The following is a 21,669-nucleotide window of genomic DNA, read 5'->3' as shown; positions in this document are numbered from 1 at the left end:
CCCCCGGCAGGCGAAGTCGCCTTTTCCGGGCGTCTCCTACCGGGGATTGCCCCGATACACAATCTCTAGGGGACAGCGACCAATTGATCCGCGTTCTGGGCATTGAAACGAGTTGTGACGAGACCGCCGCCAGCGTCGTGGCGCTGGAAGGCAATGCCGCGCCCAAAATCCTGTCCAATATCGTGCTGTCGCAGATCGAGGAGCATGCCGCCTTCGGCGGCGTGGTGCCGGAGATCGCCGCGCGCGCCCATGTCGAGGCGCTGGACGGCATTGTCGAGGCAGCCCTTGCCGATTCGGGCGTGGCGCTGGCCGACATCGACGCCATCGCCGCGACCGCAGGTCCGGGCCTCGTCGGCGGCCTCATCGTCGGGTTGATGACGGCCAAGGCGATCGCGGCCGCAACCGGCAAGCCGCTGATCGCCGTCAACCATCTCGAAGGCCATGCCTTGACGGCGCGGCTGACCGATGGGCTCGACTTTCCCTATCTCCTGCTGCTGGTCTCCGGCGGCCACACACAGATCCTGGCCGTGCGCGGTGTCGGCGACTACCAACGCTGGGCGACGACCATCGACGACGCGCTCGGCGAAGCATTCGACAAGACGGCCAAGATGCTTGGCCTACCCTATCCCGGCGGTCCCAATGTCGAGAAGGCGGCGGCATCGGGCGATGCGGGTCGTTTTGCCTTCCCGCGTCCGATGAAGGGATCGGCGCAGCCCGATTTTTCGTTCTCCGGCTTGAAGACCGCTGTGCGCCAGGCGGCGAGCGCGATCGAGCCCTTGAGCGACCGGGACGTCGCCGATATCTGCGCGTCCTTCCAGGCGGCGGTGGCCGACGCGCTGGGCGACCGTGTCTCGCGCGCGCTCGCCCGGTTCCGCCGGGAATTCCCCGACACGGCCGCGCCGGCGCTGGTCGTCGCCGGCGGCGTCGCCGCCAACCACACGATCAAGGCGACGCTGGAACGGCTGTGCGCCGAGGCGCGCTTCGCCTTCGTCGCGCCACCGCTGAAACTTTGCACCGACAATGCGGCAATGATCGCCTGGGCCGGCATCGAGCGGATGCGCGAAGGCCTGGCGCAAGAAAACGGCTTCGATTTCGTGCCGCGCTCGCGCTGGCCGCTGGACAGCATCTCCGCGCCGATGATCGGCTCGGGCCGGCGCGGGGCCAAGGCATGAACAAGGGCATGAGCAAGGAGGGCAGGAGCGGCATCGAGACCGCGCCAACCGGCTGGCGCGTTGCCGTGCTCGGTGGCGGGGCCTGGGGTACCGCTCTGGCGCTGGCCATGCTGCGCGCCGGCCATTTCGTCCGCCTTTATGCGCGCGACCCGGAGACCGTCGCCGCGATCGATCACGGCGAAAATCGACGCTATCTGCCTGGCATCGCGCTCCAGGCCGGCATCGTGGCGACGAGCAACATCCAAGCCGCGCTCGACGGTGCCGATTGCGTGCTGGCGGTGACGCCGGCGCAATCGTTGCGGGCGATGCTTGCTCACGCCAACGGCCATATGCCGGCCGGCGTCCCGCTGGTGCTATGCGCCAAGGGCATCGAGCGCGATACCGGCGCCTTGCTGTCGGCGATCGTCGGGGAAATCCTGCCGCGGAATCCGGTCGCCGCTCTGTCCGGTCCGAGCTTCGCCACGGACGTTGCCCGGGGCTTGCCGACGGCGGTGGTGGTTGCCGCCCGGGACGAGGCGCTGGCGGCCAAGCTTGCCGCGCGCTTCTCGGCGGAAAATCTGCGCTGCTATTCGAATGATGATTTGATCGGCGTCGAGATCGGCGGCGCCTTGAAGAACGTCTTCGCCATCGCCGCGGGTGCCGTCACTGGCGCCGGGCTTGGCGCCAGTGCCCAGGCCGCCATGGTGACGCGCGGCTTCGTCGAACTGCGCCGCATCGGTGCCGCCTTCGGCGCCAGGCCCGAGACGTTGATGGGGCTTTCCGGCCTTGGCGACCTGCTGCTCACCTGCTCGTCCACGCAATCGCGCAACTTCGCCTACGGACTGGCGCTCGGCCAGGGCAAGCCGCTTGGCGGGCTGCCGCTGGCGGAAGGCGTGCCGACGGCGGCGATCGCCGCCCGCATCGCCACCGAGCGCGGCATCGACGCGCCTATCATCGCCGCAGTCGCCGCCATACTGGACGGCACCATCACCATCCGGCAGGCTGTGGCGGCCTTGATGACCCGGCCGCTGAAGACCGAAACCGACGATTGATTCCAGCATCAGGAGACAGAGACATGTTGTTCGCGTTGATTTGCAAGGACAAGCCCGGAAGCACGCAAGTGCGCATCGATACGCGGCCGGAGCACCTCGCTTTTCTCGAAGGGCTGAACAGCGACAAGAAGCTGGCCTTCGCCGGTCCGTTCCTCGACGCCGACGGCAAGTCCAACGGCAGCCTCGTCGTCGTCGAAGCGCCTGACATGGCAGGCGCGCAGGCGCTGTCGGCCGCCGATCCCTATGCCAAGGCGGGACTGTTCGAAAGCGTCGAGGTCCGCCAGTGGAACTGGACCTTCAACAAGCCGGCGGCTAATTAATCGGCACAAGGCTGGAGGAGCAATACGAATGAACTACTGGTTGTTCAAATCCGAACCCTCGGTGTTCTCCTTCGAGGCGTTGAAGGCCAAGGGGAAGGCAGGCACGCAATGGGACGGCGTGCGCAACTATGCGGCGCGCAACAACATGAAGGCCATGCAGATCGGTGATCTCGGCTTCTTCTACCACTCCAACGAGGGGCTGAACGTGGTCGGCATCGCCGAAGTGTGCGCACTGGCTCATCCCGACACCACATCGGACGATCCGCGCTGGGAATGCGTCGACATCCGCGCCTTCAAGGATGTGCCGAACCCGCCGACGCTGGAGCAGGTCAAGGCCAATCCCAAGCTCGCCGACATGGCGCTGGTGCGGCTCGGACGGCTTTCCGTGCAGCCGGTGACGCCGGCCGAATGGAAGGAAGTCTGCCGCATGGGTGGCCTGACGCCGGCTCCGTGACGGTTCTCACGAGCCATAGCGCCGAACGCTTCATCCTCGACAATACGGCGCTGATGGCGCCGCCGCATGTGCCCGAGATTGCGCTGTATCTTGCCGACGAGGCGCATGATCTGTGGCAGCGGACGGAGGACGAGCTGGTCGAGATCGGGCTGCCGCCGCCTTTCTGGGCCTTTGCCTGGGCCGGCGGCCAGGGGCTTGCCCGCCATATCATCGACAACCCGGCCATGGTGCGGGGCAAGCGCGTGCTCGACTTCGCCTCCGGCTCCGGTCTCGTCGCCATCGCCGCGGCCAAAGCCGGCGCGGCAGGGGTGACCGCCGCCGACATCGACCCGTTCTGCGCCACGGCGGTTCGCCTCAATGCGCAAGCCAATGGCGTCGCGGTCGAATTCGTCCAGAATGACTGCGTCGGAACGGATGCGGACTGGGACGTGGTTCTTGCCGGCGATGTCTTCTACGACAAGCCGTTCGCAGACCGGCTGACGCCCTGGTTCGCGGCTCTGAAGCGGCGCGGCGCCGATATCCTGATCGGCGATCCCGGCCGCTCTTATCTGCCGCGGTCGGGGCTGGAACCGCTTGGCGTCTACCAGGTGCCGGTGACGCGGGCGCTCGAGGATGCCGAAATAAAACGCACCACCGTCTGGCGGTGGAGCATCGCGCGCCCGGCTTGACGCCGCCACTGAACAGGCGTTTCCATGAGCTCCGTATCAGAGGGGGATATCATGGATTTTTCAGCGGTTAACTGGCTGGCGGTGATCGTCGCCGCAATCCTGGCGTGGCTGTTCGGCGCCGGCTGGTACACCGGTTTGAGTAAGCCATGGCTGAAGGCTGCAAAACTCGATCCGGCGACCATGAAGAGATCGTTGCTGCCGTTTCTCATCTCTTTCATCGCCGAGTTGGTCATGGCGCTTGTGATGGCCCTAGTCGTCGGCGCGGTGACTGGCGGCGAGCCGACATTGCTGGCGGGACTGGTCTTCGGTTTCGTGCTTTGGCTCGGCTTCGTCGCAACCACGCTGTCGGTCAATCATCGCTACGAGAATTTCGGCTGGGACCTGACCATCATCGACGGCGGCCACTGGCTTGGCGTGCTGTTGATCGTCGGCGCCGTGGTCGGCTGGTTCGGCGCCGCAGCGAGTTGAAGGCCTCCGCTACACCCGGTCCGCGGTTTGGGATTTTGCCATTTCCTCCAGAATCCACGTGCGAAAGGCAACGATACGCGGATCGTTCACCAGTTCCTTGGGATAGACCAGGAAATAGGCGAATTCCGGCGCGACCTTGATGCCGAGTTCGAAAGGCCGCACCAACCTACCTTCGGAAAGGTCGTTGGCCACCATGGCGAAATCGGCGAGCGCCACGGCGCTGCCCTCCATCGCCGCCTGGACCGCGTCGGCCGAGGTGCCGAAAACGATGGTGCGGCTGTCGTCGAAATCGTCGACGCCGGCTGCCGCCATCCACATGCGCCAGTTCGGCCAGGTCACGCCCTGACGCGCCCATTCGATATGGGCAAGCGTGTGATGGAAGAGATCGCGCGGTTCGCGCAGCGGCGGACCTGACGCCAGCAGGCTCGGGCTGCACACCGGGATGATGACGTTGTCGAACAGCCGATGCGCGCAAAGTCCCGGATATCTGCCGGCGCCGAAGCGGATGCCGACATCGACATCGTCAAGGTCGAAATCCCGCAATCCGTAGGCGATGTCGAACCTGAGTTCGATGCCTTCATGTTTTTTTCGAAAATCCTCGACCCGCCGCATCAGCCATTTCGTCGCGAATTGGGCGTCGAGCGTCACTTTCAGCAGCGTCGTGCCGCGCGTCATCTTCTGTGCCCGCGAGACGGCCTTGCCAAGCAGGTCGAGCGCATCGGCAGAGGCCTCGAACAGCACCGTTCCGGCCTCCGTCAGCCGGATGCTGCGGCTGGAGCGCGTGAACAGGACGATGCCGAGCTGGTCTTCGATCTCCTTGATCTGGTGGCTGACGGCGGCTGGCGTCAGGCCGAGTTCGTCGGCGGCCCGGGTGAAATTGAGATGCCGGGCCGCTGCCTCCAGCGTCCTCAGCGCCCGGGTTCCCGGCACCAGGCGGGCCATCAGCGCGGCCCCAGAACAGACGCGGTCATGGCGCCCTGATCCTCAAAGAAAACTTGATAATCCGGAAAGAACTACTCGTTTCTCTCCAATCTTTCAATCGGGCATGATGCAACCATCGAACCAATATCAAACCGGATTTTATGTCCGGATGGAAGGAACCGCATCATGTCTCACATAGCTTTGAGAGCTCCCGCGAGCCGGTTGAACTGGCTGACCGCCGCGTTCGACTGGCTCCGCCAGGCCAAGGTCGCGGCAAGCCTGCCGCAGGACGACATCGAGGACCTGTCGGATCGCCAGTTGCGCGATGTTGGCGCCACGCGCAAAGACGTCTCCCGCGCCATGGACCGCGAACTCGGCCGGCTGGGCCTGCTCGACATCGGCTGGCAGGTAAGGAAAGGGAATAGGAATTAGGAGTAGGCAATAGAAAGAGAACCCTACTGCCTACTGCCTATTCCCTATTCCCTACACCATTCCCTACCTTACCACCCTCACCACCGTCCGGTCCGACAGCAGCGGCAAAAGGCGCGCCATCGTGCGTGCGGTCACCGCGACGCAGCCTTGCGTGGGCGTGAAGCCCGGGCGCGCCAGGTGGAAGAAGATGGCGCTGCCGCGTCCGCGGCGGCGCGGCGTTATATTCCAGTCGAGCACAAGGCAGGCATCATAGAGCCTGTCGTCGCGCCGCATGCGTTCGTGGCTGGCGCCGTAGGGGATCTTGACTGGCCTGTTATAGTTTCGGTCGTCGGGCACTTCGCACCAGCCGAGATCAGGCCCGATCGGCGTCATCGCCAGCCGGGTGATGCGGCCGCTGGAGAAGTGGTCTCCCCGGAAATAACCCGACAGGATCCGCATTTGGCCAAGCGGCGTGGCGCCGTCGCCTTCGCGCTTGCCCGCCGAGATGCCGCCACGCCCCAGCGCGCAGGCAAACACCGTTCTGCCCGCCTGCAGCAGCCCCTGGCTGGGACGGCCGGGCCTTGCCCGCACGGTCAGCACCCGCAGTCCTTTTCGCAAAATTGCGCCGGCTGCATTGCGATCGTGTTTTTTCTTGTATGATCGTGCCACGGAACAAATCACTGTGATCGGCTGTTGTGCCGGTCAGCTTCCGCATAAACAGGCAGCGGTCAACTGAATTTTCTTTTCAAAACAACGGATTGATCCATGACTTCACGAACCATCCTGATCGTCGACGACGATGACGACCTGCGCGGCACGTTGGTCGAGCAATTGTCCCTTTATGAGGAATTCGACGTGCTGCAGGAGTCCACTGCGGCAAAAGGCGTCGCCGCGGCGCGTGGCGGCCTCATCGACCTGCTGATCATGGATGTCGGCCTGCCCGACATGGACGGCCGCGAAGCGGTGAAGATCCTGCGCAAGGGCGGCTACAAGGCGCCCATCATCATGCTGACCGGCCACGACACCGATTCGGACACGATCCTTGGCCTCGAAGCCGGCGCCAACGACTACGTGACGAAGCCGTTCCGCTTCGCGGTGCTTTTGGCGCGCATCCGCGCGCAGCTGCGCCAGCACGAGCAAAGCGAGGACGCCACCTTCTCGGTCGGCCCCTACACCTTCAAGCCAAGCCAGAAGCTGCTGATCGACCCGCGCGGCGCAAAGGTGCGGCTGACGGAGAAGGAGGCCTCGATCATCAAATATCTCTACCGCGCCGACCAGAAGGTGGTGACGCGCGACGTGCTGCTCGAGGAGGTGTGGGGCTACAATTCCGGCGTTACCACGCACACGCTGGAAACCCATGTGTATCGCCTGCGCCAGAAGATCGAGCGCGATCCTTCCAATGCGGAAATTCTTGTGACAGAAAGCGGTGGCTACAAGCTGGTTCCTTAAACATTTTATTATCCAATAAGCGGTCTGGGCGGGGCTGCTTTTGGGTGCGATCCTGTTGGAGCGGGATTCTGGATCGCACCGCAGAGGAGGGATTGGACTGACCGTTCGGGGACACAGCTAGATGGCGCTGGATGACGACATCCGCATCCTGTCAGCCGTGAGGCTTTTCGAGGGCTTCACGCAGGAACAATTGCGCCTGCTCGCCTTCGGCGCCGAGACCATGCTGCTGCAGGCAGACCACAAGCTCTATCGCGAGGACGATATGGCTGATTCGGCCTATATCGTGGTCAGCGGAGAGATCGTGCTCTACCGCGAGCAGACAGGCGAACGCATCCCTATCGGCACGGCCGGCCCCGGCACCATGCTGAGCGAACTGGCGCTGATCGCCGACACCAACCGGCTGACCAGTGCATCGGCCGCGGTCGATTCGGAGGTGATCCGGCTCAGCCGAAAGATGTTCCGCCGCATCCTGGAGGAATATCCGGATTTGGCGGCACAGCTCCACCAGCGCATCCTGGAAGACTTTCAGGCAATGATCCACCGCATCGAGAAGCTGGCGCCGCGCTTTTCCGAGTGAACGGGAGAGACAGGTGGAGTTCCGGCTGGTTCGCGCCACCGAAAATGACCTGCCCTTCATCATGGCGACCGAGCGGCTTGACGCAATTGTCGCCGGAGTGGGAAAAGCGCCGGCCCGGCTGATCAGTCCAGGTTGAACCGCGCGATGACCGGAACATGGTCCGAGGGACGTTCCCAGCCACGCGCCGCCCGCAGGATTTCGTAGCCGGTGAAATCAGGCACCAGGTTCGGTGACGACCAGACATGGTCAAGCCGCCGGCCGCGGTTGGATGCCTCCCAGTCCTGCGCGCGGTAGCTCCACCAGGTGTAGAGCTTCTGTTCTGATGGCACGTTGAGCCGCATCAGGTCGACCCAGTCGCCGGCCAGCCGCATGGCCTCGAAACTCTCCGTCTCGACCGGTGTATGGCTGACCACGTTGAGCAGTTGCTTATGCGACCAGACATCGTGTTCGAGCGGCGCGATGTTGAGGTCGCCGACCAGGACCGAGGCGGACACTTCGCTGTGTTCGGCGCGGATTGCGTTCATCTCGGCGACGAAATCGAGCTTGTGCCTGAATTTGCGGTTGACTTCCGGGTCCGGTTCGTCACCGCCCGCCGGAACGTAGAAATTGTGCAGCAGGATCGTCTTGCCGCCGGCCCGCACGGTCACCGACAAATGCCGGCTGTCGTCGATGTCGCAGAAGCGGCGCTTCTCGACCACCGCGATCGGCCGGCGCGCGACCGTCGCCACGCCGTGATAGCCCTTCTGACCGTGAAAGGCGATGTGCCCGTAGCCGAGCCTGCGGAAGGCCTTTTCGGGGAACAGCTCGTCGGGAACTTTTGTTTCCTGCAGGCAAAGCACATCGGGCGCGTATTCATCGAGCAGGCGCTCGATGATCGGCATGCGCAGGCGAACGGAATTTATGTTCCAGGTGGCGATGGAAAAGGGCATTTGGCGGGTCCGGCGAAAGATCGCCGAACTACTGCCAGCCCCGCGCCATAAAGACAAGCATTGCAGCAGTTGCGGAGGTCGGCGCCGCGCCGCCGAAACTGCACGAAAGGCTTCGCCAGCGCGAGGAAAGCTATCTGGTTTTCGTATTCAGCTCGCGATTGGCCGTATAGTCGATGGCAAACGTGTCGGGAGCGAAGCTGACGCCTTCCTTGGTGTTGAAGATCATCACCGTGGTGTCCTTGCCCTGCGCATCGGTGATCGTCCACTGGCGCAGATCATAGGTCTTCGGATCGAACATCATGGTGATCCGCGCATTGCCGAACACCGACTTGTCCGAGAGCTGGATGGTGGTGAGGTCGTCCTCTTCCTTGACGCTCTTGACGCGGTTTCCGGAGAGATCGATCCGGTCGTCGAGCAACAGTTTCAGCGGCGTCTTCGACAAGGGATAAAGATCGGACGTGTTCAGTTTCTTGTTGAGGATGACCACCGACTTGCCGTCCGAAATCACCCGGAAATTCGAGGATCCGTCATAATTGAAACGGATCTTGCCCGGTCTTTCCAGGAAGAACTTGCCGCCGGTCTGTTCGCCCTTGGGGCCGAACTGCACGAATTCGCCGCTCATCGACTTAACCGAGGAAAAATGATCGGCGATCTTCTGCGCGGCCGCCGGCACGGCCGCCTGCGCGGATGCCAGCAGCTCGAATCCGGGCACCACGTTGAGGGGGGCAGCGCCCGCGAGCACCAGGCCGAGGCCAAGCAACTGACGGCGCGTCGGGGCAAGATTGCCGAGCGCGGAAAGATCGTTTTTCATGTCGGTCACTCTCATCTTGAGTCCTGATTTGTTGTTGTCCTGAACCCCCAGTTGGGCTGAAGTTTGACGGCGCGAACACTGCTTGACCGCTTGAACGCGCCAGAAGGTTCAAAGTTGCCGCCGGTATTTGTCGCGATCAGAATTTGTCCTCTTCGGTCGGCACCAGGATCTCGCGTTTTCCGGCATGGTTGGCGGGGCCGACAATGCCTTCTTTTTCCATCTTCTCGATGATCGAAGCGGCGCGGTTGTAGCCGATGCCCAGACGCCGCTGGATGTAGCTGGTCGAGGCCTTGCCGTCGCGCAACACCACGGACACCGCCTGGTCGTAAGGATCGTCGGAATCCTCGAAATTGCCGCCGCCGCCGCCCGAGCCGCCCTTGCCGGAGGGCTCGTCCTCGTCCTCATCATCGTCCTCGGTGATGGCGTCGAGATATTCCGGCACGCCCTGCAGTTTCAGATGCGCGACGATCTTCTCGACCTCGTCGTCGGAGACGAACGGGCCGTGCACGCGCTGGATGCGGCCGCCGCCGGCCATGTAGAGCATGTCGCCCATGCCGAGCAGCTGCTCGGCGCCTTGCTCGCCCAAGATGGTGCGGCTGTCGATCTTCGACGTCACCTGGAAGGAGATGCGGGTGGGGAAGTTGGCCTTGATGGTACCGGTGATCACGTCGACAGACGGACGTTGCGTCGCCATGATGACATGGATGCCGGCGGCGCGCGCCATCTGCGCCAGGCGCTGGACGGCACCCTCGATGTCCTTGCCGGCAACCATCATCAGATCGGCCATTTCGTCGATGATGACGACGATGTAGGGCATCGGCTCGAGGTCGAGATTCTCGGTCTCGTAGATCGCCTCGCCGGTCTGGCGGTCGAAGCCGGTCTGCACCGTGCGCGAGATCTTTTCGCCCTTCTTCTCCGCCTGTTGGACGCGTGCGTTGAAACCGTCGATATTGCGCACGCCGACCTTCGACATCTTGCGGTAGCGGTCTTCCATCTCCCGCACGGTCCATTTCAGCGCAACCACCGCCTTCTTCGGGTCGGTGACGACAGGCGTCAAAAGGTGCGGGATGCCGTCATAGACCGAGAGCTCCAGCATCTTGGGATCGATCATGATCAGCCGGCATTCCTGCGGCGTCAGCCGGTAGAGCAGCGACAGGATCATGGTGTTGATGGCGACCGACTTGCCCGAGCCGGTGGTGCCGGCGACCAAGACGTGCGGCATCTTGGCGATATCGACGATGACCGCCTCGCCGTTGATGGTCTTGCCCAGCGCCAGCGCCAGCTTGGCCTTGGTGGTCTCGAAATCGCGGCTGGCCATGATTTCCCTGAGATACACCGTCTCGCGCTTGGCGTTCGGCAATTCGATGCCGATGGCGTTGCGGCCCGGCACCACGGCGACGCGGCAGGCGATGGCGCTCATCGAGCGGGCGATGTCGTCGGAGAGGCCGATGACGCGCGATGATTTGATGCCTGGCGCAGGCTCCAGCTCATAGAGCGTGACGACGGGGCCGGGGCGGACATGGATGATCTCGCCCTTGACGCCGAAATCCTCCAGCACGCCTTCGAGCAGGCGGGCGTTCTGTTCCAGCGCGTCTTTCGAGAGGCTCGGGTCGCGCGCGACGTTCTTCGGTTCGGACAGGAAATGCAGCGACGGCATCTCGAATTTTTCCGAGCCGATCAACGAGGCCTGCGCCTCGCGCTGGACGCGCGCACCCGGAGCCGGGCGCGGCGCCGGCGCTTCAACGCGCGTGGCGGCATCCGAGCGGAACGGCTGGACCTTTGCGGTGGAAGCCGCGCGACGCTGGACGAGGGGTTCATCGTCGAAATCGACATCGTCATCGCCGGTGTCGAAGCGATCGTCGAAGACGTCATCGTCCGGATCGACGGAAACGCTGCGGTCGTTGACCATGGCGGCGAAGAATTCCGGTTCGACGCGGGCACGGCCATCCGGGCTCATCCGCTGCTCGGCGAACTCGGCCGATTCGACCCGTTCGGCGGCACGCCGCCAGGCGCTGGCGCGCGGCTCCATTCCCGGCTCGAATTCGTCCCGCCGCTGCCTGCGGCGCACGGCGCGGCGGTGCATCCACGCGCGGAACGAAAGCCACCAATGGGTCATTGCGCCGAGCGCCAGCATGCCTTCGTCGCCTTCATCCTCGTCATTGTCGAACAGCAGCTCATCCTCACGCGGATCGGCGGCGGCCGGTTCCTCCATGACGGCGAAACCGTTCTTGCGTGCGATCAGCGCCGAACCGTAGGCGAACAGCCATAGCGCCGGACCGGCCATCAGAATGGCGAGCACGCTGGCCACCAGCCCGGTCGGATAGCCACCGATGACGACGCCCGGAATCTTCAGTACCATGTCGCCGAACACGCCGCCGAGCCCGGTCGGCAGCGGCCAGGTCTTGGGCGGCACCACGCAGCCGGCGATCGCAGCGGCCAGCAGGGCAAAGCCGAACCAGAACAGACCGCGCCTGGGCAGCCTGTCGACGCCACGCGCCGAAAACAGGAGATATCCCCAGATCACGGCCGGAACCAGCGCCGCCACGGCGGCAAGGCCGAAGAACTGCATGGCGATGTCGGAGAAGACAGCACCCGCATAGCCCATGGCATTGGTGACGGTGTTGGCTGTGGCGTGCGAGAAGCTCGGGTCGGCGACATTCCAGGTGGCCAGGCTGGCGACGCCGAAAGCGGTGAACGCGAACATGCCGGCGCCGACAAGCCGGCCGACCTGGCGTCGCGCGAATGCCTGGATGCCGTGCCCCGTATCGGTCAGCGCGAGCGGTGCTGAAGCCCCTGAACGCATGCTCTTCCCCGTCAGTGATTGCCTGGCCCGAGCGCGTGACGCACTTCGGCAGATTTGGCTGCCAGACTATGCGTGGGAAGGTTAAGGCCGCATTAACCATGGCAAGGGCCCCACCCGCCTGCCGCAAGTAACAATGGCGAGCCTCACGGCCCGCCATTTCTGCATCGGCAACGGCAGGGTGATCAGGCTCGGTGGGCCTGATCCGCTGCGGTCTCAGTTGGCTCCGCCGAGCGCCTGGACGTTGGCGCAGAACTCGGCGTGCGGCTTGCTCATCGCCGCGTCCTGGCATTCCTTCTTCATCGTATCCTGTTTTTCCATTGGCATGGCCATGAAAGCGGTCTTGAATTCCGCCATCGGCTTCATGGTTTTCATGCTGGAATCGGTGAAGAACGGGGCCATATTGTCGGGTTCGTCGAGAGCCCCGGCAAATGCCATGCCGCTGACCATGGAAAGAGCGAGCGCGCCGAGACAGATATTCTTGACGTTCATTGGATAGTTTCCTTCCCTATTGTTTGCAACGACCGCCGAACAGTGGTCGTGCCCGGGAGTTCGATGCCAAGACGTCCGATGTTTCCTCGAAAATCTCAATCACGCGAACGTGATTGCGCTCGTTCAATCAAACGGGCTCCAAAAAAGAGGCCCGGAGCGATCCGGGCCTCAAGGCGTGAGCACCTTGCGGAGCGTCACGACGGGATTTCAAGTTCCAGAAGACGTGCAGCGGTTTTCCGTACGCGATTACAGAAAGAGATGGGACCGGCGGGAGGAGGTCCGCCGGTCCCATGGCAAAGAGGCCTTACGGCACCACTTCGCCGTGCTGGCTGATGTCGAGACCCTCGACCTCTTCCTGGGTCGATGGACGCAGGCCGACGAGCGCCTTGACGATGTAGAGGATGACGAAGGTGGCGATTGCCGTCCACAGGATGGTGAAGACGATGCCGTAGAGCTGCTTGCCGATCGACGCGCCCGAGGACAGGCTGTTGATTGCCGGGTCGGCGAGCACGCCGGTCAGCAATGCGCCGACCACGCCGCCGACGCCATGGACGCCGAAGGCATCGAGCGAGTCGTCATAGCCGAACATGTGCTTTACCTTGACCGCCGAGATGTAGCAGACGACGCCGGCGACGATGCCGACGATGAAGGCGCCCGTCGGGTTGACGAAGCCGGAAGCCGGCGTCACCGCGACAAGGCCGGCGACGGCGCCGGAGATGATGCCGAGCACCGAGGGCTTCTTGGCGACGATCCATTCGGCGAACATCCAGGCCAGCGCCGCTGCCGCGGTGGCAACCTGGGTGTTGAGCATCGCGGCACCGGCGAGGCCGTCGGCGGCGAGTTCCGAACCGGCGTTGAAGCCGAACCAGCCGACCCACAGCAGCGAAGCGCCGATCACGGAATAGACCAGGTTATGCGGCGCCATGTTGGTGGTGCCGTAGCCTTCGCGCTTGCCAAGGACCAGGGCGCAGACGAGACCCGCGACACCGGCATTGATATGGACGACCGTGCCGCCGGCGAAGTCGAGCACGCCGGCAGCGCCGAGGAAGCCGCCGCCCCAGACCCAATGCGCGATCGGCGCATAGACGACCAGCAGCCACAGCGCCATGAAGATCAGCAGGGCCGAGAACTTCATGCGCTCGGCAAAGGCGCCGGCGATCAGGGCCGGGGTGATGATGGCGAAGGTCATCTGGAACATCGAAAAGACGAATTCAGGAATGTTGGCCACGCCCGGCGCCCACAGCGTCGAGGTGGTGATGCCGTGATGGAAGAACTTCGAGAAGCCCCCGAGATAGGCATTCATGCCGCCGCCGTCGGAAAAGGCCAGCGAATAGCCGAACATGAACCACAGCACCGTCACCAGGCAGGTGATGGCGAAGCTCTGCATGACGGTGGCAAGCACGTTCTTCTTGCGCACCATGCCGCCGTAGAACAGTGCCAGGCCGGGGATGGTCATCATCAGCACCAGCGCCGTCGAAGTCAGCATCCAGGCGGTGTTGCCGGTGTCGAGCACCGGGGTGGGAGCGGCCGGGGCGGCGGCAGCCGCGGCCGGAGCCGCTTCCTGCGCGAGGGCGGCGACGCTGCCCAACGCTGCGAGAGCGAGCGAGCCAAAAAGGGCGGCGCGTCCCGTCTTCTTCAAGGTGGAAGGAATATTCATTGAACTCTCCATTGGAATACGTGTTCGCCGCTTCAGAGCGCGTCGGTGTCTGTTTCGCCGGTGCGGATGCGCACCGCCTGGTCGATGCCGAAAACGAAGATCTTGCCGTCGCCGATCTGACCGGTCTTGGCGGCTGCGGTGATGGCCTCCACGGCCTTGTCGACCATGTCGGCGCTGACCGCGACCTCGATCTTGATCTTCGGCAGGAAACTGACCGCGTATTCCGCCCCGCGATAGATTTCCGTGTGCCCCTTCTGACGCCCGTAGCCTTTGACTTCGGTGACGGTCAGGCCCTGGATGCCGACGGCGGTAAGCGCTTCGCGTACCTCGTCGAGCTTGAACGGCTTGATGATTGCCATCACGATTTTCATAAGGTTTCACCCTTTTGCTGTTGCGGTCCCCCGCGTTTGCACACCTTCACCGATCCCGAGGAGCCGGAGAGTGCCGACGAGGATTCAAGCTCCGTGCCAATTGCCGAAGCAGCGTGTTAACCTGTTGTAAATAAAGGAATTGACGCGCCCGCAACCGCACCGTGCCGATGGGCGCGGCACAGCTTCTGCTCAATAATTAAGCAATTTTCTGAAAACGCCTATTTGGAAGGCTTTGGGCGAAAGGACTGCTCAACGCTTGAGCCGGATCAAGCCTTCCTGGGCCATCGAGGCGATCAGCGTGCCGTCGCGGGCATAGAGCGTGCCGCGGCTGAATCCGCGTGATCCCGAGCTCGAGGGGCTGTCCTGCGCGTAGAGCAGCCAGCCGTCAAGCGAATGCGGGCGGTGGAACCACATCGAATGGTCGAGGCTGGCCGCCTGGATGTCGGGATCGAACAGCCCGCGCCCATGCGCGAAGGTCGAGGTGTCGAGCAGCGTCATGTCGGAAAGGTAGGCGAGCAACACCGATTGCAGCGCGCGGTCGTCTGGGACGGGACCGGCGAGGCGGATCCAGACATTCTGCCGGGGCGGCAGCTTGTCACGGCTTTCATAGTGCTGGAGATTGACCGGCCTGAGCTCCAGCGGTCGCTCGCGCGCCCAGAAGCGTCGCACCGCTTCCGGCACCCGGTCGGCCTTTTCGAGCAGTTGGCGCTGCGTCTTCAGCCCTTCCGGCGGCGGCACGTCGTCGGGCAAAGCGAACTGGTGCTCCAGCCCCTTCTCATCGACCTGGAACGAGGCTTCCAGCGAGAAGATCGCGTTCCCGTGCTGGATCGCCAGCACCCGGCGGGTGGTGAAGGAGCCGCCGTCGCGGATGCGGTCGACCTCGTAGATGATCGGCACCTTGATGTCGCCCGGCCGCATAAAATAGCCGTGCAGCGAATGCACGTAGCGGTCGGGCTCGACGGTCCGCTGCGCCGCCACCAGCGCCTGGGCGATGGTCTGGCCGCCGAACACGCGCTGCCACTCCACCTGGGGGCTGCGACCACGATACAGATTGTGTTCCAGCCTCTCGAGGTCGAGAATGCGCAGAAGCTCGTCCATGGCCGCCGTCATGTGTCGTGACCTCGCCTCAAGATTTCCTCGGCGGGTTTCCGACAGGAAGGACGGGCCGTCAAGGGCGGATGGCAGGCTGGCTTGCAAGGAGCGAAGACCATGGAAGGCAAGGCAGAGGCGAAAACCAGGTCCGGGCTCGATGTTCTGGTCGCCGGCGCCGGCTATGTCGGCCTGGCTGCCGCCGTGTCGCTGAAACAGGCGCAACCGGAGCTTGCCGTGGCCCTGGTCGATGCCGCACCCGCCGGCTCCTGGCAAAGGGACGGGCGCGCCTCGGCCATTGCGGCGGCCGCCTGCCGCATGCTCGAGCGGCTCGGCGTCTGGGCCGAGATCGCGCCGGAAGCGCAGGCGATCACCGAGATGATCATCACCGATTCGCGTACCGCCGATCCTGTGCGCCCGGTCTTCCTCACCTTCGACGGCGAGGTGGCGCCGGGCGAGCCCTTCGCACATATGGTGGCCAACCGGGTGCTGAACGGCGCCTTGCGCCGCAGCGCCGAAAAGCTCGGCGTCGACATCATCGAAGGCGTTGCCGTGCAAGGGTTCGAAACCAATGGTGCGGGCATCACCGTGCATCTGGCCGACGGCGCGACGCTGAAGGCGCGGCTGCTGGTCGCCGCCGACGGCGTCAACTCGAAGCTGCGTGACATGGCCGGCATCAAGACGGTGAAGTGGGAATACGGCCAGTCCGGCATCGTCTGCACCGTGGCACATAAACGGCCCCACAACGGTCGTGCCGAAGAGCATTTCCTGCCCGCCGGACCCTTCGCCACGCTGCCGCTGAAGCCGGGCGAGGACGGCTCCAACCGCTCGTCGATCGTCTGGGTCGAGCGGTCGGAAGATGCTCAGACGCTGGTCGCCGGCGACGACCTCCTCTTCGAGCACGAACTGGAACAGCGTTTCGGCCTCAAGCTTGGCGAGATCCGCGTCGCCGACAAGCCGCGCGCCTGGCCGCTGGGTCTTACCATCGCGCGCGCCTTCGTCGCGCCGCGCGTGGCGCTTGCCGGCGATGCCGCCCACGGCATCCACCCGATCGCCGGCCAGGGCCTCAATCTCGGCTTCAAGGATGTCGCCGCCCTGGCCGAGGTGATCGTAGAAGCCGACCGGCTGGGCCAGGATATCGGCGCGCTCGACGTGCTCGAGCGTTACCAGCAATGGCGCCGTTTCGACACGGTGCAGATGGGCGTCACGACAGATGTGCTGAACCGGCTGTTTTCCAACGATATCGGCCCGCTGCGCGCGGTGCGCGACATCGGCCTCGGCCTGGTCGAACGCATGCCGCGGCTGAAGGAATTCTTCATCCGCCAGGCGTCGGGGCTTTCGGCCGGCACGCCGCGCCTTTTGAAGGGCGAGGCGATCTGACCCGCCGCGCCATCTATGACCCGGGCACGTCATAGATCGCCCGGACCTCGATCGTGCCGAGTTCGGCCAGCGGAATGCCGCCGGCGATGTCCAGCGCCTCCTGGAGGTCCTTCGCCTCGATCATGACGAAGCCGAGCAACTGCTCCTTGGTTTCGGCGAACGGGCCGTCGGTGACCAGCCGCTTGCCCTTGCGACGGCGCACGGTCTTCGAGGTCTTCACCGATTGCAGCGCCTGCGCGACGATGAGCTTGCCTTGTTGGTCCAAGGACCGGTCATAGGCCAGCGAATCGGCGTCGAGCTTGGCCGATCCTTCCGGAGTGAGCGCGTAGAGGTCTTTCTCCTCACCATAGACCAGGCAGACATATTTCATTTCGCGCTCCCTTGCTGCGATGAATCATAGGATGCGGCGACGAGCGTGTCAGCCTTGCCTTCGACCGCTGCCGCATGGTCGAGAAGGCATGCCGCGACCGCGACGATGGCGACAGCCGCCAGCAGCCTGCGGACACCGGACGGCGGCGGCTCCAGCCAGAAGTCCTGCCGTCGTTGAGCCTTGCGGCCCGGGGTCTTCCATATTGCGAAAAACAGATTGTCCATGTGAACCTCCATCCGGCCACAATCCCGTGGTCGCCCGCAGGACGGTCGGGCCGAATGGAAGCCGACATTTTTGCACGCGGATTTTTTTCGAAAGGAATGAACCGTCATCACGCCGTGGTCCAAACAGCGCAGTGGTCTTCGCGCATGCCCGCGCTATAGTTGGCCGGACGCTGGGCTCACCTGGACAAGTTCACGACAACCAAGGAGGAATTCATGGACCGCACCGCAACCGCCGTCTGGAAGGGCAATCTGAAGGACGGCAAAGGCACGCTCGACAGCCAGAGCGGGACCCTGAACGGCACGCCCTATTCGTTCAAGGCACGCTTCGAGGACGAGAGCGGCAAATCCGGCACCAATCCGGAAGAGCTGATCGCGGCCGCGCACGCCGGCTGCTACGCCATGCAGCTGTCGCATTTCCTGGCCGAGAACGGCACCCCGGCAGCCGAACTCGACGCCAAGGCCGTGGTGACGCTGGTTCCCGGCACCGGCATCACGGGCAGCGCGATCACCCTTGTCGGCAAGGTGCCCGGCATCGACGCGGCGAAGTTCAAGGAATTGGCCGAGAAGGCCAAGGCCGAATGCCCTGTTTCCAAAGCGCTGGGCGCCATCAACGTATCGCTCAACGCCAGGCTCGGCTGAGACCCCGGCATCCCGGCGCGCATGGTCGCGCCGGACACGCCCGACCGCTCAGGCGCCCAGCGCGTCGAGCCGGGCGCGAAGGGCTGCGACTTCCTGCTCCAGCGCCTCCACTCTCGCTTCGAGGTCGGAAGCGGGCACGGCCGATGCAGTGCGCTGCGCCGACAGGGCGGCAACGTCAACCGGCCCGGCGAGGAGATGCACATAGCGGTCCTCGCGTTGGCCTGGACCGCGCGGGATTTCCTGAACGAGCGGCGGTCGACGGCCGATCAGCATATCGAGTTCACCGCGCAAACCCTCGATCGATGAAAACCTTGCCATGCGCTCGCTGCGTGCCAACAATTCATGCGCCGTCTGCGGCCCGCGCAGCAAAAGCAGACCGACCAAGGCGGTCTGAGGCGTGGTCAGCGAGAAGCGCTGCGCCATCTGGTGCTCGTAGCGTTCGACGCGGGAGCCGAACATCTGCCGCACCAGCCCCTTCTGCTCGAGCAGCTTTAGCGCCCGGTGCACCTCTGTCTGCTCCAGCGCCATGACGGGCTCGCGCGCCGTCTTCTGGTTGGCGGCGGCAAGCGCTGCGTTGAGGGTCAACGGATAGACGTCCGGCGTCAGCTCCTTCTTCTCGATGAGGCAGCCGAGCACACGCGCTTCGGGAGGAGACAGGATGGGGAGGTCCGTCATTGGATTGCAATCCTTTTTGAAGCTGGCAAGACAGCGCCCCTTTTGTCCTGCCGGAGAAAGGGGGCGCGAAGGATCGCTGCGTTCAAGATTGCCGCGAGCGAGCGCCTAAACCCTTCTCTCCACCATCATCTTCTTGATTTCCGCGATCGCCTTGGCCGGATTCAAGCCCTTGGGGCAGGTCTGCGCGCAGTTCATGATGGTGTGGCAGCGATAGAGCCGGAAGGGGTCCTCGAGATTGTCGAGCCGCTCGCCCGTGGCCTCGTCGCGGCTGTCGATCAGCCAGCGATACGCCTGCAGCAGGGTTGCCGGGCCGAGATAACGGTCGCCGTTCCACCAATAGCTCGGGCAAGAGGTCGAGCAGCAGGCGCACAATATGCATTCGTAGAGCCCGTCGAGCTTCTCACGCTCCTCATGGCTCTGCAGCCATTCCTTGGCGGGCTGCGGCGAGACCGTCTTCAGCCACGGTTCGATCGAGGCGTGCTGGGCGTAGAAATTGGTGAGGTCGGGCACCAGGTCCTTGATGACGGGCATATGCGGCAGCGGGTAGATCTTGACGGCACCCGATATGTCGTCGCAGCCCTTGGTGCAGGCGAGCGTGTTGGAGCCGTCGATATTCATGGCGCAGGAGCCGCAGATGCCTTCCCGGCAGGAGCGGCGCAAGGTCAGCGTCGGGTCGATCTTGTTCTTGATCCAGAGCAGCGCATCCAGCACCATCGGCCCGCAATCGTCCATGTCGACGAAATATGTGTCCATGCGCGGGTTCTCGTCATCATCCGGCGACCAGCGGTAGATGCGATATTCCCTGAGATTGGTCGCGCCTTCCGGCTTCGGCCAGGTCTTGCCCTGCTGGATCTTCGAGTTCTTGGGGAGCGTGAGTTCGACCATTACCTCAGGTCCTTTCGGATGACGCGGCTGGACGTCATTTCAATACACCCTGGCCTTGGGCGCGATCTTGGCGAGACTGATGCCGCCGTCCTTTTCGGCCAGCAGCGGTTCGGTGTGCACCGGACGATAGGAGAGCGTCACCTCACCGGTCTCGCTCAGATGGGCGAGCGTGTGCTTGCGCCAGTTGGCGTCGTCGCGGGCCGAGAAATCCTCCCGCGCGTGCGCGCCACGGCTCTCCTTGCGGGCCTCGGCGCCGTAGACCGTGGTGATGGCGTTGGCCATCAGGTTTTCCAGCTCCAGCGTCTCCACCAGGTCGGAGTTCCAGATCATCGAGCGATCGAAAACCTTTATGTCCTTGAGCTCGCCCCAGATCTGCGAAATGCGCTTGCAACCGTTCTCCAGCGATTCCTGCGTGCGGAACACCGCCGCGTCTTCCTGCATGGCACGCTGCATCTTTTCGCGCAGAACCGCCGTCGGCGTCGAGCCGTTGGCGTGGCGCAGCCGGTCGAAGCGGTCCATGATCTTGTCGACCGAGGCCTGGTTGGGCGACGGGATTGCCGACTTGCGGTCGATGACCTGGCCGGCACGGATCGCCGCCGCGCGGCCGAACACGACCAGGTCGATCAGCGAGTTCGATCCCAGCCGGTTGGCGCCGTGCACCGAGGCGCAGCCGGCCTCGCCTACCGCCATCAAGCCGGGCGAGACCCGATCGGGATTAAGGATCGTCGGGTTGAGCACCTCGCCCCAGTAATTGGTCGGCACGCCGCCCATATTGTAGTGCACCGTCGGCAGCACCGGAATCGGCTCCTTGGTGAGGTCGACGCCGGCGAAGATCTTTGCCGATTCCGAGATGCCGGGCAGCCGCTCGTGCAGCACCGCCGGATCGAGATGATCGAGGTGCAGGAAGATATGGTCCTTGTTCTTGCCGACGCCGCGGCCTTCGCGGATTTCCAGCGTCATGCAGCGCGAGACGACATCGCGCGAGGCAAGGTCCTTGGCCGACGGCGCGTAGCGCTCCATGAACCGCTCGCCCTCGGAGTTGACGAGATAGCCGCCCTCGCCGCGCGCGCCTTCCGTGATCAGGCAGCCGGCGCCGTAGATGCCGGTCGGGTGGAACTGCACGAACTCCATGTCCTGTAAGGGAAACCCCGCCCGCGCGGCCATGCCGCCGCCGTCGCCGGTGCAGGTGTGGGCCGATGTGGCCGAGAAATAAGCGCGGCCATAGCCGCCTGTCGCCAGCACAACCATCTTGGCCGAGAAGCGGTGGATGGTGCCGTCGTCGAGGTTCCAGGCGACGACGCCGGTGCATGTGCCGTCCGGCTCCGTGATCAGGTCGAGCGCGAAATACTCGATGAAGAACTGCGCGTTGTTCTTCAGCGACTGGCCGTAGAGCGTGTGCAGGATGGCGTGGCCGGTGCGGTCGGCGGCCGCGCAGGTGCGCTGCACCGGCGGGCCATCGCCGTAATTCATCATGTGGCCGCCGAACGGCCGCTGGTAGATCTTGCCCTCTTCCGTGCGCGAGAACGGCACGCCGTAATGCTCGAGTTCGTAGACGGCGGCCGGCGCTTCACGCACCAGATATTCCATGGCGTCGACATCGCCCAGCCAGTCCGAACCCTTGACGGTGTCGTACATGTGCCACTGCCAGGAGTCCGGGCCCATGTTGGAAAGCGAAGCGGCAATGCCGCCCTGCGCCGCCACCGTGTGCGAGCGGGTCGGGAAAACCTTGGTGATGCAGGCGGTGCGCAGGCCCTGTTCGGCCATGCCCAGCGTAGCGCGCAGTCCCGCGCCCCCGGCACCGACGACCACGACGTCGAATTTGTGGTCGACATAGGTATAGCCTGCCGTATTGGCTTCTTTCGCGTCCTTGGCCAAA

Annotated in this window: 25 protein-coding genes; 11 read left to right on the top strand and 14 right to left on the bottom strand. The window is 64.1% G+C overall.

What is annotated here, in order from left to right:
* Positions 1-86 precede the first annotated feature (86 nt).
* Genes tsaD through FJ959_RS02115 form a run of 6 tightly spaced genes read left to right on the top strand, consistent with a single transcriptional unit; the run spans position 87 to position 4,113 of the window.
* The gene (gene tsaD / locus FJ959_RS02140) at positions 87-1,172 is read left to right on the top strand and encodes a tRNA (adenosine(37)-N6)-threonylcarbamoyltransferase complex transferase subunit TsaD (RefSeq protein WP_181171872.1); all 1,086 of its coding nucleotides are present in this window, start codon (positions 87-89) and stop codon (positions 1,170-1,172) included.
* Positions 1,169-2,203 carry an NAD(P)H-dependent glycerol-3-phosphate dehydrogenase gene (locus tag FJ959_RS02135; protein WP_246678914.1) on the top strand — a complete coding sequence of 345 codons (1,035 nt, stop codon included), beginning with the start codon at positions 1,169-1,171 and terminating at the stop codon, positions 2,201-2,203. Before tsaD ends, FJ959_RS02135 begins: the two co-directional genes overlap by 4 nt.
* A 23-nt stretch (positions 2,204-2,226) precedes the next feature.
* Positions 2,227-2,523 (top strand): YciI-like protein, encoded by a 297-nt coding sequence (locus FJ959_RS02130; protein WP_140492651.1) that lies wholly within the window; start codon positions 2,227-2,229, stop codon positions 2,521-2,523.
* Between the two features lie 28 nt (positions 2,524-2,551).
* Positions 2,552-2,977, top strand: coding sequence for an EVE domain-containing protein (locus FJ959_RS02125; RefSeq protein ID WP_140492656.1), 426 nt, complete (start codon positions 2,552-2,554; stop codon positions 2,975-2,977).
* Positions 2,974-3,645: a methyltransferase gene (locus FJ959_RS02120; RefSeq protein WP_140628179.1), complete on the top strand. Its 672-nt coding sequence runs from the start codon at positions 2,974-2,976 to the stop codon at positions 3,643-3,645. Before FJ959_RS02125 ends, FJ959_RS02120 begins: the two co-directional genes overlap by 4 nt.
* A gap of 51 nt (positions 3,646-3,696) precedes the next feature.
* A complete protein-coding gene (locus tag FJ959_RS02115) occupies positions 3,697-4,113 on the top strand; it encodes a DUF1761 domain-containing protein (RefSeq protein WP_140628176.1) in 417 nt (138 codons plus the stop codon).
* Between the two features lie 9 nt (positions 4,114-4,122).
* Here the strand turns inward: FJ959_RS02115 and gcvA are convergent, their stop codons facing one another.
* Positions 4,123-5,055, bottom strand: a complete 933-nt coding sequence (gcvA, locus tag FJ959_RS02110; RefSeq protein WP_140492662.1) for a transcriptional regulator GcvA — start codon at positions 5,053-5,055, stop codon at positions 4,123-4,125.
* Between the two features lie 165 nt (positions 5,056-5,220).
* On the opposite strand from gcvA, the gene FJ959_RS02105 reads away from it, so the two are divergent.
* Positions 5,221-5,466 (top strand): hypothetical protein, encoded by a 246-nt coding sequence (locus FJ959_RS02105; protein WP_140554835.1) that lies wholly within the window; start codon positions 5,221-5,223, stop codon positions 5,464-5,466.
* A 63-nt stretch (positions 5,467-5,529) separates the two neighbouring features.
* Here FJ959_RS02105 and FJ959_RS02100 read toward each other — a convergent pair whose 3' ends face one another.
* Positions 5,530-6,066, bottom strand: a complete 537-nt coding sequence (locus tag FJ959_RS02100) for a L,D-transpeptidase (protein WP_181165209.1) — start codon at positions 6,064-6,066, stop codon at positions 5,530-5,532.
* A gap of 144 nt (positions 6,067-6,210) precedes the next feature.
* Between FJ959_RS02100 and FJ959_RS02095 the strand changes: the two genes are divergently transcribed.
* Together FJ959_RS02095 and FJ959_RS02090 are read left to right on the top strand one after the other, a co-directional pair.
* Positions 6,211-6,894, top strand: a complete 684-nt coding sequence (locus tag FJ959_RS02095; protein ID WP_091576052.1) for a response regulator transcription factor — start codon at positions 6,211-6,213, stop codon at positions 6,892-6,894.
* Between the two features lie 121 nt (positions 6,895-7,015).
* Positions 7,016-7,471: a cyclic nucleotide-binding domain-containing protein gene (locus FJ959_RS02090; RefSeq protein WP_140492671.1), complete on the top strand. Its 456-nt coding sequence runs from the start codon at positions 7,016-7,018 to the stop codon at positions 7,469-7,471.
* Positions 7,472-7,593: 122 nt separating this feature from the next.
* On the opposite strand, the gene FJ959_RS02080 is transcribed toward FJ959_RS02090, so the two are convergent.
* The 7 genes from FJ959_RS02080 to tesB form a co-directional block, all read right to left on the bottom strand.
* A complete protein-coding gene (locus FJ959_RS02080; protein ID WP_140492674.1) occupies positions 7,594-8,400 on the bottom strand; it encodes an exodeoxyribonuclease III in 807 nt (268 codons plus the stop codon).
* A 130-nt stretch (positions 8,401-8,530) separates the two neighbouring features.
* Positions 8,531-9,211, bottom strand: a complete 681-nt coding sequence (locus FJ959_RS02075; protein ID WP_140628173.1) for an outer membrane lipoprotein carrier protein LolA — start codon at positions 9,209-9,211, stop codon at positions 8,531-8,533.
* Positions 9,212-9,347: 136 nt separating this feature from the next.
* The gene (locus FJ959_RS02070) at positions 9,348-12,014 is read right to left on the bottom strand and encodes a DNA translocase FtsK (RefSeq protein ID WP_140492677.1); all 2,667 of its coding nucleotides are present in this window, start codon (positions 12,012-12,014) and stop codon (positions 9,348-9,350) included.
* 213 nt (positions 12,015-12,227) lie between these two features.
* On the bottom strand, positions 12,228-12,503 hold the full coding sequence (locus tag FJ959_RS02065) for a hypothetical protein (RefSeq protein ID WP_140492681.1): 276 nt from the start codon (positions 12,501-12,503) through the stop codon (positions 12,228-12,230).
* A 304-nt stretch (positions 12,504-12,807) separates the two neighbouring features.
* Entirely contained in the window at positions 12,808-14,160 is a 1,353-nt protein-coding gene (locus tag FJ959_RS02060; RefSeq protein ID WP_140492683.1) for an ammonium transporter, read from the bottom strand.
* 32 nt (positions 14,161-14,192) lie between these two features.
* Positions 14,193-14,531, bottom strand: a complete 339-nt coding sequence (locus FJ959_RS02055) for a P-II family nitrogen regulator (RefSeq protein WP_013528889.1) — start codon at positions 14,529-14,531, stop codon at positions 14,193-14,195.
* A gap of 249 nt (positions 14,532-14,780) precedes the next feature.
* Positions 14,781-15,641 carry an acyl-CoA thioesterase II gene (gene tesB, locus FJ959_RS02050; RefSeq protein WP_140524665.1) on the bottom strand — a complete coding sequence of 287 codons (861 nt, stop codon included), beginning with the start codon at positions 15,639-15,641 and terminating at the stop codon, positions 14,781-14,783.
* 99 nt (positions 15,642-15,740) lie between these two features.
* Here tesB and FJ959_RS02045 point away from each other — a divergent pair, with 99 nt between their 5' ends.
* Positions 15,741-17,000 (top strand): ubiquinone biosynthesis hydroxylase, encoded by a 1,260-nt coding sequence (locus tag FJ959_RS02045; RefSeq protein ID WP_140628170.1) that lies wholly within the window; start codon positions 15,741-15,743, stop codon positions 16,998-17,000.
* A gap of 13 nt (positions 17,001-17,013) precedes the next feature.
* Here the strand turns inward: FJ959_RS02045 and FJ959_RS02040 are convergent, their stop codons facing one another.
* Together FJ959_RS02040 and FJ959_RS02035 are read right to left on the bottom strand one after the other, a co-directional pair.
* A complete protein-coding gene (locus FJ959_RS02040) occupies positions 17,014-17,370 on the bottom strand; it encodes a YciI family protein (RefSeq protein ID WP_140492691.1) in 357 nt (118 codons plus the stop codon).
* Entirely contained in the window at positions 17,367-17,594 is a 228-nt protein-coding gene (locus tag FJ959_RS02035) for a hypothetical protein (RefSeq protein WP_140492694.1), read from the bottom strand. The genes FJ959_RS02040 and FJ959_RS02035 overlap by 4 nt, the downstream gene beginning before the upstream one ends.
* A gap of 213 nt (positions 17,595-17,807) precedes the next feature.
* Here FJ959_RS02035 and FJ959_RS02030 point away from each other — a divergent pair, with 213 nt between their 5' ends.
* A complete protein-coding gene (locus FJ959_RS02030) occupies positions 17,808-18,233 on the top strand; it encodes an OsmC family protein (RefSeq protein ID WP_140628167.1) in 426 nt (141 codons plus the stop codon).
* A gap of 48 nt (positions 18,234-18,281) precedes the next feature.
* On the opposite strand, the gene FJ959_RS02025 is transcribed toward FJ959_RS02030, so the two are convergent.
* The 3 genes from FJ959_RS02025 to sdhA form a co-directional block, all read right to left on the bottom strand.
* A complete protein-coding gene (locus tag FJ959_RS02025; RefSeq protein ID WP_140628164.1) occupies positions 18,282-18,908 on the bottom strand; it encodes a DUF480 domain-containing protein in 627 nt (208 codons plus the stop codon).
* A 105-nt stretch (positions 18,909-19,013) separates the two neighbouring features.
* Positions 19,014-19,793, bottom strand: coding sequence for a succinate dehydrogenase iron-sulfur subunit (locus FJ959_RS02020; protein WP_140518103.1), 780 nt, complete (start codon positions 19,791-19,793; stop codon positions 19,014-19,016).
* 39 nt (positions 19,794-19,832) lie between these two features.
* Entirely contained in the window at positions 19,833-21,668 is a 1,836-nt protein-coding gene (sdhA, locus tag FJ959_RS02015; protein ID WP_140524668.1) for a succinate dehydrogenase flavoprotein subunit, read from the bottom strand.
* Position 21,669 lies beyond the last annotated feature (1 nt).

The sequence above is a fragment of the Mesorhizobium sp. B2-2-4 genome, assembly GCF_006442375.1.
Lineage (GTDB): Bacteria > Pseudomonadota > Alphaproteobacteria > Rhizobiales > Rhizobiaceae > Mesorhizobium.
This window is presented reverse-complemented; position numbering and strand designations above follow the sequence as displayed.